14 protein-coding genes are annotated in these 14168 nt (G+C 40.7%); 7 read left to right on the forward strand and 7 right to left on the reverse strand.

The window, feature by feature from the left end; translation table 11 throughout:
• Window positions 1-25: 25 nt before the first annotated feature.
• On the forward strand, window positions 26-1507 hold the full coding sequence (locus tag FKG96_RS23455; RefSeq protein ID WP_242627216.1) for a sulfatase: 1482 nt from the start codon (window positions 26-28) through the stop codon (window positions 1505-1507).
• Between the two features lie 10 nt (window positions 1508-1517).
• Window positions 1518-3179: a sialidase family protein gene (locus FKG96_RS23460; protein ID WP_149106246.1), complete on the forward strand. Its 1662-nt coding sequence runs from the start codon at window positions 1518-1520 to the stop codon at window positions 3177-3179.
• Window positions 3180-3206: 27 nt separating this feature from the next.
• On the opposite strand, the gene lpxB is transcribed toward FKG96_RS23460, so the two are convergent.
• From lpxB to FKG96_RS23495, 7 genes are all read right to left on the reverse strand, one after another.
• Window positions 3207-4346, reverse strand: coding sequence for a lipid-A-disaccharide synthase (gene lpxB / locus FKG96_RS23465; RefSeq protein ID WP_130856479.1), 1140 nt, complete (start codon window positions 4344-4346; stop codon window positions 3207-3209).
• 18 nt (window positions 4347-4364) lie between these two features.
• A complete protein-coding gene (locus FKG96_RS23470; protein ID WP_013668362.1) occupies window positions 4365-4631 on the reverse strand; it encodes a hypothetical protein in 267 nt (88 codons plus the stop codon).
• Between the two features lie 145 nt (window positions 4632-4776).
• Window positions 4777-5547 (reverse strand): 5'/3'-nucleotidase SurE, encoded by a 771-nt coding sequence (surE, locus tag FKG96_RS23475; protein ID WP_013668363.1) that lies wholly within the window; start codon window positions 5545-5547, stop codon window positions 4777-4779.
• Window positions 5548-6077: 530 nt separating this feature from the next.
• Window positions 6078-6263 carry a CsbD family protein gene (locus FKG96_RS23480; protein ID WP_013668364.1) on the reverse strand — a complete coding sequence of 62 codons (186 nt, stop codon included), beginning with the start codon at window positions 6261-6263 and terminating at the stop codon, window positions 6078-6080.
• A gap of 112 nt (window positions 6264-6375) precedes the next feature.
• Entirely contained in the window at window positions 6376-8295 is a 1920-nt protein-coding gene (acs, locus tag FKG96_RS23485; RefSeq protein WP_013668365.1) for an acetate--CoA ligase, read from the reverse strand.
• A 258-nt stretch (window positions 8296-8553) separates the two neighbouring features.
• On the reverse strand, window positions 8554-8772 hold the full coding sequence (locus FKG96_RS23490) for a DUF6814 family protein (RefSeq protein ID WP_130856478.1): 219 nt from the start codon (window positions 8770-8772) through the stop codon (window positions 8554-8556).
• Window positions 8773-8796: 24 nt separating this feature from the next.
• Window positions 8797-10374 (reverse strand): MFS transporter, encoded by a 1578-nt coding sequence (locus FKG96_RS23495; RefSeq protein WP_130856477.1) that lies wholly within the window; start codon window positions 10372-10374, stop codon window positions 8797-8799.
• Between the two features lie 469 nt (window positions 10375-10843).
• Between FKG96_RS23495 and rpmB the strand changes: the two genes are divergently transcribed.
• The 5 genes from rpmB to rimO all read left to right on the forward strand — a co-directional run bounded on the left by rpmB (window position 10844) and on the right by rimO (window position 14077).
• Complete coding sequence (rpmB, locus tag FKG96_RS23500; RefSeq protein ID WP_013668368.1) at window positions 10844-11077, forward strand: 50S ribosomal protein L28; 234 nt, start codon at window positions 10844-10846, stop codon at window positions 11075-11077.
• 80 nt (window positions 11078-11157) lie between these two features.
• The gene (gene rpmG, locus FKG96_RS23505; RefSeq protein WP_013668369.1) at window positions 11158-11340 is read left to right on the forward strand and encodes a 50S ribosomal protein L33; all 183 of its coding nucleotides are present in this window, start codon (window positions 11158-11160) and stop codon (window positions 11338-11340) included.
• Window positions 11341-11384: 44 nt separating this feature from the next.
• Window positions 11385-11567, forward strand: coding sequence for a DUF4295 domain-containing protein (locus FKG96_RS23510; protein WP_013668370.1), 183 nt, complete (start codon window positions 11385-11387; stop codon window positions 11565-11567).
• A gap of 205 nt (window positions 11568-11772) precedes the next feature.
• The gene (ftsY, locus tag FKG96_RS23515) at window positions 11773-12735 is read left to right on the forward strand and encodes a signal recognition particle-docking protein FtsY (protein WP_013668371.1); all 963 of its coding nucleotides are present in this window, start codon (window positions 11773-11775) and stop codon (window positions 12733-12735) included.
• Window positions 12736-12748: 13 nt separating this feature from the next.
• On the forward strand, window positions 12749-14077 hold the full coding sequence (rimO, locus tag FKG96_RS23520; RefSeq protein ID WP_130856476.1) for a 30S ribosomal protein S12 methylthiotransferase RimO: 1329 nt from the start codon (window positions 12749-12751) through the stop codon (window positions 14075-14077).
• The last annotated feature ends 91 nt before the right edge of the window (window positions 14078-14168 follow it).

Below are 14168 nucleotides of genomic sequence, written 5' to 3' on the forward strand. Positions count from 1 at the left end.
TGAGTTAATCGCTAAATTAGAGGGTATGATGTCCGAGATCAAGAAAATGACTACAGTTATCATTACTATGCTGGTATTGATGGTAGTTCCAAATCTTTATGCACAAATATTACCGCGGTCGACAACTGCTAAAAAAGTCAATGTTTTATTTATAGCCGTTGATGATCTAAGAAATCAGTTGGGATGTTATGGTGATTCAGTGATCATAACGCCTAACATTGACCGTTTAGCAAAAAATGGCATTGTTTTTAACAATGCCTATTGCCAACAAGCTGTTTGCGGGCCTTCGCGTGCCTCTTTATTAACTGGACGACGGCCTGATGTAACGAAAGTTTGGGACTTAGAGACCCACTTCCGCAAGGCCCTTCCAAATGCAGTTACACTACCGCAATATTTTAAAGAAAACGGCTATCAATCGCTGTGTGTTGGTAAAATTTATCATGATCCTGCAGCTTCGCAAGATTCGATTTCATGGTCGGCTCCTGAGATCATGGCAGTAACGGGTACTGTTGGACATAAATATGTGCTTAAAAAAAACAGCAAAGCCAAGGGGAAAGCGGCAGCTGTCGAATGTGTAAATGTACCTGATAGTGCATACGTTGATGGTATGGTATGTAATGCTGCCATAAAAGTTCTTAGAGAGATTAAAGATAAACCCTTTTTTCTAGCGGTAGGATTTCGCAGGCCGCATTTACCTTTCACGGCTCCAAAAAAATATTGGGATTATTATAAACGAGATGAAATCCCTATGCCAAAACAGCCTGCACCTCCTCAAAATGTACCTGAAATTGCCTTACATAATTCCACAGAACTGAGAGGTTATACAGACGTTCCGGACGAAGGACCAATACCTCCGGATAAAATTCGTCAATTACGCCATGGCTATTATGCCAGCGTCACGTATACCGATATGCAAATCGGTAGACTGTTAGATGAACTGAACAAGCAAGGTTTAATGGATAACACGATCATTGTGCTTTGGAGCGACCACGGTTATCACTTGGGTGAACTCGGTCTTTGGTGCAAAAGCACAAATTTTGAGTCGGATACCCGCATCCCATTGATCATTTCCGCACCTAATATCAAAAATAAAGGTGTATATACCGATGGCATTGTGGAGTCGGTCGACCTGTACCCCACCTTAGCTCAACTGGCAGGTTTGTCCATTCCCGACGAATTAGACGGGCTCAGCATGGTTCCATTAATGGAAGCTCCGGAAAGACCTTGGAAAAAGGCGGCCTTTAGCCAATTTCCACGCCCCTGGATGTATAAAAACCTACCTAGGGTGATGGGTTATTCGGTACGTACAAAAGATTTTCGTTATACCGAATGGCGTAATTTTAAAAATGGCACGATTGAATTCACAGAACTTTATCGTTATCAAGCAAATGGCCGATTAGAAGAAAAAAACTTAGCGGCAATGAAGCAATACGATAACATAAAGATTACACTGAAACAGTTGTTAGATGACGGATGGCAGAAAGCACTTCCGGTTAAAAATCGATAGATTAAGAACCATGAGTATTTACAAAATATCATTACTAATTTATGTGTTTGGCATTTTTTTCCATCTGTCTATAGCTAAACCGGTTATCCAAATTGAACAGACACAATTTCAAGTTCCAATTTTAATTGGAAAACCGGTAAACCCGGTACTTCGGATCAAAATTACCATAGAGGGCACAAAACCGCATCAGCTTAAAGCTCTCTCCTTGCAAACACAAGGCACAACAGCTATTCAAGATTTAAATACTGTAGAGGTATACTATACAGGCAAAGACACGCTGTTGAACAAAATGTCGACAGCACTGAAGCTCTTCGGTAAAAAAGCCAATCCTAAAGCCAATATAACCCTAGAGGGTGATACGGAACTAAATCCGGGAATACATTATCTTTGGGTCACCTGTCGTCTTACTGATCAAGCCAATTTGCTACATAAAATAGCTTTCCAATTAAAAGATGTACACTTTAATGAATCCACCGATGTGAGAATAACCGACCGTCCAATAATGGAACAACGCATCGGCATTGCCATACATCAGCGCATGGAAAATGGCATACATACCGCACGCATTCCTGGTTTGGCCGTCACTCCCAAAGGGACTTTGCTTGCCATTTTTGATGCCCGCAGAGAAAGCTCTCGCGACTTACAAGGAGATATAGATATCGGTCTCCGTCGAAGTACCAATGGTGGACAAACCTGGGAGCCTCTAACAATTGCAATGGATATGGGCAAATGGGGAGGCTTACCGGAAAAATTTAATGGTGTATCAGATGCATGCATACTTGTTGACAAAAACTCAAATACCATTTACATTGCAGCATTGTGGATGCACGGTATTATCGACAAAGATGGACAGTGGGTAAAAGGTTTAAAGGAAAACAGCGACCATTGGAACCATCAATGGAAAAACAAGGGCTCTCAACCTGGATTCGGGATAAAGCAAACATCACAATTTATGCTGGTTAAAAGTACCGATGACGGTAAAACTTGGAGCAAACCGCTGAACATTACAAAAATGTGTAAAAAGAAAGATTGGTGGCTCTTTGCTCCGGCACCTGGTAATGGCATTGTATTGAACGATGGTACACTGGTTTTTCCCACTCAGGGTCGTGATTCTTTAGGCACGCCATTTTCAACCATCACATATAGTAAGGATAGCGGAAAAACATGGCAAACCGCCAAAAGAGCCTTAAATGAGGTAGCGACGACTGAATGCGCCGTTGTACAACTTGCAGACCGATCGCTTATGCTCAATATGCGGGCTAATAAAAACAAAGGCGAGATAGGCTCCAACAACGGCCGGGCCGTTTGTGTAACCCGTGATATGGGCAAGACATGGACTCAACACCCAAGCGCTTTTCATGCACTGCCCGAACCGGTTTGTATGGCGAGCTTGTATAAACATTCGTTTATGGATCCAGGAAAACAACGGCATCTTTTACTGTTTTCCAATCCAAACTCAAAAACGGATAGAGATCACTTAACGATTAAAGTTAGCACTAATGACGGCCAAACATGGCCACAAAAATACTGGGTGCTTTTGGATGAATGGAAAGGCAGAGGATATTCGTGTATTGCCGCTGTGGATGAACAACATATTGGTATTTTATATGAAAGTAGTCAAGCCGATATGGTCTTTCAAAAAATAGCTGTAAGCGAATGGCCTGAAAAATAGCCATCATCACGTTAAAAATCGTGAATTTTAATGAGAATCCCTCTTAGGTGTGCCTTGCTGAAGATATCGCAATATGTGCTGTGCTACTTTTGGTGATGCGCCAGGCAGGCCCATCCGTTCATGCAGCGACTTGTATTGCGCAAGCATCTCTTCCCGATAAGCCTTATTGTTCAGTAATTGATCCAACTCTTCGGCAATGGTATGATGATTAGCTTCCTTTTGTATCAATTCTTTAACGATCTCTTTATTCATGATCAGATTAACCAAAGAAATATAATCGACTTTGATCACCATCCGCCCGATGGCGATGGACAACGCATTTGCTTTATATACAACAACTTGCGGAACGTTTAGCAGAGCCGTTTCTAACGTCGCCGTTCCACTGGCAACAACTGCTGCTTCTGCATGCTGCAATAAATCATATGTCTGTCCGAAAACGAGCGGTATATTATCATTATCTAGAAATTGCCTGTAAAAATGAGTATTTAAGTTAGGGGCACCCGCTATTACAAATTGGTGCCCCGGAAAAAGTTTAGCGAGCTTCACCATTTCAGGAAGTAGCTTGCTTATCTCCATTTTTCTACTTCCAGGTAGCAGTGCAATTATTTTTTTACCTTCCAATCCATAACGCGCTTTAAATGTCGTGTCCGGATGATGTAAGGTGACCGCATCTAATAGCGGATTCCCTACATAATCAACGTGCATATTCCAGTGTTTATAGAAATCGACTTCAAAAGGGAGGATACAGAACATATGATCAACGATACGTTTGATCTTTTTTACCCTACCTGTATTCCAGGCCCAAACTTTCGGCGAGATATAATAGAAAACCTTTATATTATGTTGCTTAGCAAAGGACGCGATCTTCAAATTAAATCCGGGAAAATCAATCAGAACCAAGGCGTCAGGACGGTATGCGAGGAGGTCTTTTTTAACAATTTTTAAGTTTTTAAGAATACTTTTTAAGTTCAACAACACTTCAACAAAACCCATAAAGGACATGTCCCGCACATGTAAAACGGCTTTTTGTTGGCTCGCTTGCTCCATACGATCTCCCCCCACAACCCTAAATTGGACATCTGAGCCCTGTTGTTTCGCTAATTCGCGGATCAGATTAGCTCCATGTAAATCACCGGAGCTCTCGCCCGCGATAATATAATATTTCATATCAATCGTGTATCCTATTTAAACCTTTATGCCACCTTTGAAATATAAAATCAATATCAAACCAATAAAGGTGATCCCCATAACACTTCCACCTGTTTTCGAGGCCTGCTGTTTATAACAATACCTGACTATAAGTAAATTTACTGCCCCCGCAATGGCATACAATGTCAGCGGTTTGTCTGCAAATTTACTACCTAAGCTTGTATATTCATTAAATAAAAAAGCAATTAAAGGAGCAATAGCACCTAACAAAATGCCAAGCAGTGGGTTATTCTTTTTTAACATATTTATTCAGCTATCAGCTGCTCGTTAGTCAGTCTCAGTTATGGCTACGGGTCCATCGGCCCATCATCACATTGGCTCATGAACTCCTCAACTATTGTCCTACTTAATAGCTCATTAATAGCTCAACTGTTTAACTTCAACAAAGCTACACATCAAACGACCACGAATTCAGTTGAGGGATAGCATGGTGCGCAGTCATATCAAATTGCACAGGTACCAAAGACGCAAAGTTATGCTTCAGCGCCCATACGTCCGTATCTTCTCCCCTATCGTTCAACACGAACTTACCGGTAAGCCAATAATACGGCCGATGATAGGGATCGATACGTTCTTCAAATTCCTCCGCCCATTTTGCATCAGCTTGTCTACATACCTTCACTCCTTTAATCGCGCCTTGAGGAAAATTTACATTCAACAACGTTCCCAACTGAAGCCCGTTCTTTAAGACTTGACTTGCAATTTCCCGTACAAATGGCCTGCAATTTTCAAAATCGGCATCTAAATTATGATCGTCATAAGAAAACCCGACAGACGGTATACCTTCTATAGCGCCCTCAACGGCTGCTGACATGGTTCCGCTATATAATACGTTGATTGAATTATTTAGTCCATGGTTAATACCTGATACACAAAGATCCGGCTTACGTCCTTTGAAAATCTTGTTGACCGCTAACTTCACACAGTCTACGGGCGTTCCAGAGCATCGATACATCTCAACATGAGGATATATATTTACCGGATCAACACGGAGTGGTTTACCTATGGTTATGGCATGTCCCATTCCCGACTGAGGGCTTTCAGGCGCAACAACTGTTACCTTTCCCAACATTTGCATTTCTTCCATTAACACCTTAATGCCGGGTGCCGTAATCCCATCATCGTTTACTACCAATATTGTTGGCTTTTGCTTTGTCATGTTGCGAAGATACTAAACCTTGGTTTATAAATATAACCAAAGCTGGTTGATTCCAGATTTTGCCGATCTCATAATAAGGTAAAATGAACTATTTTTTTAGTCACTTTTATTCGTTGCGGGAGTGCATCAACATGCAAGCCGCAAATTTCTAGGCGATATTTAAAGAGCTTTTACGTTTAATCGGACGTATTATCTTTAGCGGAATGTGCCCCTGTGTGCCGGAAGAATGACCTTGGAGGATACCGACGCAACGAGCAGCAAAGCATGTGCACAATCGTTCACCTTGCAATATCCAAGCGGATTGAGGAAGTGAAACGGCTCCAATATGCGCCGTAAATGCTTTTGCAATCAGTTGCAAGGTAGCCTACATAGCCTTGGCTTTTGTTCAACTTTTTGCCAAGAAAAAGTTGATTAAAAAAATAGTTCCTTTATTAGGAACGAATACGGAATCCAACATCTGGCTATATATAACAAGAGAGGATGACATCTATTGCCATCCTCTCTCTTATTTAAAGTACTGAAAGTAAAGCCTACAGGTTATTCAACCAATCCACCACCTGATCTCTTGTTTTTCCGGTCTTCTTCTGCAAACGTCCTATTAACTCATCTTCTTTCCCCTCTTCATACAATAAATCATCATCGGTTAAATCGGCATAAGCCTGTTTTGCTTTACCCTTAACTTCGTTCCACATTCCTTTTAGCTTCAAATTGCTCATTTCGACTAGTTTTTAATAAGTAAATAATTTTATTCTTTTCTAGTTAAACAAGCATAGAAACAAATTGTTTTAGCAACTTCAAAAGTCGTTGCTTAAAAATACGGTTATTGACCTATCCACGTAAGGCTTCCGCACCTTTCTTTATTTCTTCAACTACTTCCGGATCTAACAAAGTAGTCGTATCACCGAGATTTGAAGTGTCACCTTCCGCAATTTTGCGAAGGATCCGTCGCATGATCTTCCCTGATCTGGTCTTTGGCAACCCGGTAACAAACTGGATTTTTTCCGGTTTAGCGATGGCTCCAATGATACGGGAAACGGTTTTATTAATATCTCCCCGCATTAAATCAGCATCTTTTAAATGATCTCCTGCAACGACAAAGGCATATATTCCTTGTCCTTTAATTGCATGCGGATACCCCACAACGGCTGATTCCACTACATCGCTGTGACGGTTTATGGCATCTTCTACCTCCGCCGTTCCGATACGATGTCCCGAAACATTCAGTACGTCATCCACACGGCCGGTAATACGGTAGTACCCATCCTTATCCCGCAAACAACCATCCCCTGTAAAGTACATATTTTCGTAAGTAGCAAAATAGGTTTTTCTACAACGTTCATGATCGCCGTATGTTGTTCGCAACATGCCCGGCCAAGGGAATTTAACGCATAGATTACCGCTAACATCATTCCCTTCTATTTCCCTCCCATTTTCGTCCATTAAGGCCAATTGTATACCCGGTTGCGGAAACATGGCGTAACTCGGTACCGTTGGTGTAATTCCTGCGATCGGACTAATAATAAAACCTCCCGTCTCCGTTTGCCAATAGGTATCTACGATAGGCGCTTTTCCATGACCTACTTTTTCATCGAACCATTTCCAGGCTTCTTCATTAATGGGCTCACCGACCGATCCCAGGGTTTTAATGCTGCTCAGGTCTTTACCCTCCACATATTCGTCTCCGAAACCCATCAATGAACGGATAGCAGTTGGCGCCGTGTATACAATATTAACCCTGTGCTTTTCAACAATATCCCAAAGACGTCCCGCATCCGGATAGGTGGGAATTCCCTCAAACATTAAGGAGGTGGCACCCTGCGACAAAGGGCCATACACGATATAGGAGTGTCCGGTAATCCAGCCTATGTCCGCCGTACAGAAATACACGTCTCCCCTTTCATACTGAAAAGTATTTGCAAAAGTATAGCCGGTATAAACCATATAGCCGCCGCATGTATGTACCACCCCTTTCGGGCTTCCCGTTGAACCGGATGTATACAATATGAACAACATATCTTCTGCATCCATCTCCTCTGCCGGAAAATGGGGGTTGCCCTGTGTCTCCACTTTTTTAATCTCGTCTTCCCACCATACATCACGGCCTTTTATCATCGAAACGGGCGTGCGTGTTCGCGTCAGAACGATCACTCTTTCCACTGATTTACATTGTCCCAAGGCATCATCTACAATATCTTTTAACTCAATTACTTTTGTGCCTCTAAAACTGCCATCTGCGGTAATCACCAATTTACATTGCGCATCATTGATCCGATCAGCAATAGATTGAGCAGAAAATCCACCAAAAACAACCGAATGAACTGCTCCAATACGAGCACACGCCAATACGGCAATTGCTAGCTCAGGCACCATAGGGAGGTAGATACAGACGCGATCGCCCTTAACAATGTCGTTGTTTTTTAATACGTTGGCAAACTGCTCAACATTGAAAAGTAATTGTTTATAACTTAATATACGATAATTTTCGTTCGGATCGTTCGGTTCCCAAATAATAGCGGGTTTATCTCCCAACTCTTGGATATGACGATCCAAACAGTTCTCGGTAATATTCAATTTCCCACCTTCAAACCACCTAACATCCGGACCTTTAAAATCCCAGCTTAATACTTTATCCCACTTTTTACGCCATTTAAACTCTTCTGCTATGCCTGACCAAAATTCCTCCGGCCGCTCGACGCTCTTTTTGTACGTTTCCTTGTAATCCTCAAATGACCTAACTTTTAAATTCATTGGTTATTAATTTAGTTTAGTTTATCGTTTATTCCCTTAGTGCGTGATTAGAATGGAAAGAATCAGGAACTACCTTTTGCATTCTAAACGGTTAGCTTTTTAAATATATTTGATTTTTTGCACCCAAGTTAATAATCTTTGTTGCCCTTTCCAAGGGACTATGTACAATTTAATCAAGCAGTTATCCGATTCGGCCAATTATTATTTATATTCAGCCAAGCACATTTTGAAATAACAGAAAAGGGAAAAACGAGCCGACTAATCGTCGTACTCTCCGAGTAAGGCGTACCATCCGAACACAAGCAATCCACCACTTATAATCGGCATTAACACAAAGGTATAAACAATCGCCGGCACCAAGTCTTCGGGTTTTTCACTTTGAAATTGGGGGATAGCCTGACTTACTATTAAATAATAGCCCGAAACAACGGCAAGCACGATCCAAAGAACACCTAAATATTTTTTTATGTAACGCATAGCTAATTAGATTAACAAAAACAACTACTCGGTCTTTTTATTCGATAAATAGACAATCCCAATAAGGAAGCTCACTCCTATGATAATAATAGGATACCAAAGTCCTTCTAAATACGGTTTGTCAAAAGGCAATGCTTTTCCGGCTGCCTGCGCAGCATCGTTAGCAGATTGAGCTTTCGCAACCAGATAAGTCGCGACAGTAGGCATCAATCCACCAAAAACACCATTTCCTATATGATAAGGTAAAGACATGGAGGTATAGCGGATTTTTACAGGAAACATCTCCACCAAAAAGGCAGCGATTGGACCATATACCATGGTAACATATAAAACCTGCAAAAATATGAGTCCAATCGCTATCCACATATCCTTTGTGACCAATTTAATAGAAACAACATCCTCTCGATGAATAATATGGCCATCGATAGGATCCACGTACTGTCTGCTAATTTCATCCTTCTGTGTGCCATCCTCATACACTCTGTGTATTGTAGTAACCAACCTCTCTTTTGCGCCGAAATCCCCATCCGGTACAGGCTCTCTCTTCATTGTATTTTTCAACGCATCTATTTGTTCCTTTTTTTCTCCTACATCTGCTAACTGATACAATTTATCGAAAATTGGCCGATAGGTAAGAATAGCCAGTAGCATCCCGGTCATCATTACAATCTTTCGACCAATTTTATCGGATAACCAACCAAAAAAGATAAAGAGTCCTGTACCTAAAAAAATAGCGATACCTAATATATAGTTTGTTTGGTCAAAATCGACGTGGCAAACTCTTTGCAAAAATGAAAGTGTATAAAATTGTCCGGTATAAAATACCACACCCTGCCCCATCGCTGCTCCAAACAGCGCCAAAAGCACAAATTTAAAGTTGTATCGGTGACCAAAAGACTCTTTAAGTGGGTTTTTAGAAGTTTTACCTTCCGCCTTTACCTTTTTGAATAAGGGCGATTCATCCATATTCTTTCGGATAAAGTAGCTCACAATAACCATTAATATCGAGATCAAAAAGGGTATCCGCCAGCCCCAGTCCATAAACGCTTCATTGGACATGCATTTGCGGGTTAGCAAAATAACAGCAAGGGAAATAAATAAGCCGAAAGAAGCTGTTGTCTGTATCCAGGATGTCCTTTCTCCCCTCCGATGTGGCTCGGCATGTTCCGCGACATAAGTAGCTGCTCCACCATACTCACCGCCAAGTGCCAAACCCTGTAAAAGTCTAAGTAGTAAAATTAAAATGGGGGCTAAAAATCCAATGGTTTTATATTCGGGGATTAATCCAATAGCCACGGTCGATAAGCCCATCACCAGCAGTGTTACCATAAAGGTATACTTCCTACCGATCATATCGCCTAACCTACCAAAAAAGAGAGCCCCGAAAGGTCTGACAACAAACCCCGCTGCAAAGGTCGCTAATGTCGATAGGAAAGCCGCCGTTGGATTATCTGCCGGAAAAAATTTCGTCGAGATAATAACGGCCAAACTGCCAAAGATGTAAAAATCATACCATTCGATAAGTGTTCCCAGTGAAGAGGCTCCAATAACTTTCCATAAGCCTTTGGTAGTAGTCGGTTTAACCGATAACGGTTCGTTCATAATTCAATAATGGTTTAAAATAAGGTTTTATTTCCTAGGCATTGCCCTTTCGCAAAGTAATAATAATACCGGAAATAATTACTTTCAGTAAGCGTTTTTTTGTTTAGAATTTATCGGCGTAAACAGGATCGTGTTGTTCGATTACTGAACTTCATAGCGATTATTTATGTATCTTTTTATGTAAGGCAGAAAATAGTTAGCAGGCGACATTATCAATCTGTTGAATATTTGGATTTTATTCAATAACTTCACGTTACCGTATGATAGCTATGGTGCTAATACCTATAAAATACGGGTAGCCGACGAATCTCTTCATATCCTAATGCAATCATCTATTTGGACGGTGGCAATGATGAACTGCTTTTTTTATAATCCTTTAAAAAACACTTGCATAAGAAAAAACATTTTCAGATATTTGCAAACTCTTTGAGAAAATTGTTTTTTAAAATAGAACGAACATCATATAGTCATGTCAAGAATTTGTGATTTAACCGGTAAAGCAGCAATGAATGGATATAACGTTTCTAACTCAAACGTTAAAACCAAACGTAAATTTTACCCAAACCTTCAAACTAAAAGGTTCTTTATCCCGGAAGAAAACCGTTGGATTACGTTGAAAGTTTCAACTTCTGCAATCAAAACCATCAACAAAAATGGTATTACTGCAGTTATTAATAAGTTCATAAAAAAAGGATACGTTTAGTTCCTACGTTATCACGCATAGTGATCTATCGATCCTGTTAAAAAATATCCCGCAGAATTGCGGCATTAAGACAAATAACAATGGCTAAAAAAGGTAATAGAGTTCAAGTAATCTTAGAGTGCACTGAACATAAAGAAAGTGGTTTACCGGGAATGTCTCGTTATATTTCCACCAAGAATAAGAAAAACACTACTGAACGCTTAGAGTTGAAAAAATACAACCCTGTACTTAAAAAAGTAACCGTTCATAAAGAGATTAAATAAATCTTTGATAACAACAGCTCGAAAGAGCATAAAAATAAAAGAAAATGGCTAAGAAAACCGTTGCAACCCTTAAAACCGGTAAAGGTAAAGATTACACGAAAGTAATTACTGCGGTTAGATCACCGAAAACAGGTGCTTATACTTTTAAAGAATTAATTGCTCACAACGATCATATCAAGGATGCAGTGGAAGCTGCAAAAGAGATTGTTGCCGAAAGCAACGCTTAATTTATTAAGTTGAGAAATAAAAAAGCCGTTCCGATAACATATTGGAAGGGCTTTTTTTGTTACCGTCCTTTATCAATGATGGGCTATTGGCCGGCACGTCATCACCATTTAGCGGAAAGCTGAGATCTTGATACTGAGCAAACAATAAATTACGGTCAATTTAGTACCTTTACCAACAAAAACTAGATTCTGGCATCTTAATATTATGGGATTATTCGATTTTTTCAAGAAGAAAGAGCAGACCCCGGAAGCGCAGGAAGCGCTGGATAAAGGCTTAGAAAAAACCAAGGAGGGTTTCTTTACGAAAATCACAAAAGCAGTGGTAGGGAAATCAACCGTTGATGAAGAAGTATTGGACGATCTGGAAGAAGTGCTAGTTACCTCAGATGTAGGTGTTACCACCACCTTGAAAATAATCGAGCGCATTGAAGACCGGGTAGCCCGCGATAAATACATCAATACTTCGGAACTAAACGGAATTCTACGGGAAGAAATACAAGAGTTATTAGCCGAAAACAACAGCAACGATTTCGAGAATTTTGAATACGGCAACCATAAGCCTTATGTTATTATGGTTGTTGGTGTAAATGGTGTTGGTAAAACTACAACCATTGGAAAACTCGCACATAAACTGAAACAAGCAGGGAATAAGGTCGTCTTGGGTGCTGCCGATACCTTTAGGGCGGCCGCAGTCGATCAAATAAAACTGTGGGGAGAAAGAGTGGGCGTTCGCGTCGTTGCACAGGCCATGGGCTCTGATCCCGCTTCCGTGGCTTTTGACACCATCCAATCAGCGGTAGCAAATCAAGAGGATGTCGCTATTATTGATACTGCCGGGCGTTTGCATAATAAGCTTGCCTTAATGAATGAGCTGACGAAGATCAAAAACGTGATGAAAAAAGTGGTACCGGGTGCACCGCACGAAATACTACTTGTACTTGACGCATCCACCGGGCAAAATGCCATCGAACAATGCAAACAATTTACCCAAGCAACTGATGTCAACGCATTAGCATTGACAAAACTTGATGGAACTGCCAAAGGCGGCGTTGTCATCGGGATTTCGGATCAATTTAAAATACCGGTAAAATACATCGGTGTCGGCGAAGGAATAAACGATTTGCAATTATTTAATAAAAAAGAATTTGTGGATTCCCTTTTTAAATAGGGATAGTAGAAGAATGAGAACAAAAAAAATAAACAACTTAACATCAAAACCACGTGTCAATGTCATCACACTGGGTTGTTCAAAAAACATTCACGATAGTGAAGTGCTTATGGGGCAACTTCGTAGTAATCAGATGGAAGTTGTGCATGAGGCTAATAATATTTCTAAAAACGACATTGTCGTTATCAATACTTGTGGATTTATCGATAATGCCAAACAAGAATCTATCGATACCATTCTGCAATACAGTGCGTTGAAGGAAGAAGGCAAGCTGGAAAAAGTGATTGTAACGGGCTGCTTGTCAGAACGGTATAAACCTGAACTGGAAACGGAAATCCCGAATGTGGATGCCTATTTCGGAACCAACGATTTACAGCAGCTATTAGCAAGTGTAGGCGCCGATTATAAGCACGAGCTATTGGGTGAGCGGATGTTAACAACCCCTTCGCATTATGCCTATTTTAAAATCGCCGAAGGTTGTAATCGCCCCTGCTCCTTTTGTGCTATTCCTTTAATGCGTGGAAAACATATATCGAAACCCATCGAGGATTTAGTTAGCGAAGCGAAACACCTGGCAAAAAACGGCACAAAAGAGCTTATACTAATCGCGCAAGATTTGACCTATTATGGTTTGGACTTATACGGAAAAAGAAACTTAGCGGATCTCTTAAGAAACTTATCCGATGTGGAAGGTATTGAATGGATACGTTTGCAATACGCCTATCCGTCAGGTTTTCCGATGGATGTATTGGATGTGATGAATGAAAGGCAAAATATTTGCAATTACTTAGATATGCCTTTGCAACACATTGCTGATAATATGCTAAAATCCATGCGCAGGGGAATTACCAAACAAAAAACGATCGACTTGGTAAATGCAATTCGCGACAAAGTACCGAATATTGCGCTTCGTACCACGTTAATCTGTGGCTACCCGGGAGAAACAGAACAAGATTTTGCTGAAATGATGGAATGGGTCGAACGTACTCGATTCGATCGTTTAGGCTGCTTTACCTACTCTCATGAGGAAAAAACGCATGCTTTCTCTTTAGTTGATGATGTACCTCAGGAAGAAAAGGAATCGCGAGTGGAGCAAATTATGGAAATTCAACAGGGTATATCTTACGAAATTAACCAAGAGAAAGTCGGAAATACGTATAAGGTCCTGATCGACCGAGTAGAAGAGGGATATTTCATTGGCCGCACAGAATATGACTCGCCGGAAGTAGACAACGAAGTATTGATTGCAGCAAATAACAATTATGCGGCTGTGGGGAGATTTGTTGATGTTCACATCGATAGAGCTGAGGACTTTGATCTTTACGGAACCGTCAAATCCTAAGGATTTATTAAATTGACGATAAAAGGACGAAAACAATCGGTTTTATAAGTTATTATTGTAGCTATATTATGTGATTGCCGACGGCTGATTG

Origin of the sequence: Olivibacter sp. LS-1, from assembly GCF_008245145.1 — a bacterium.
Classification (GTDB): Bacteria; Bacteroidota; Bacteroidia; order Sphingobacteriales; family Sphingobacteriaceae; genus Olivibacter; species Olivibacter oleidegradans.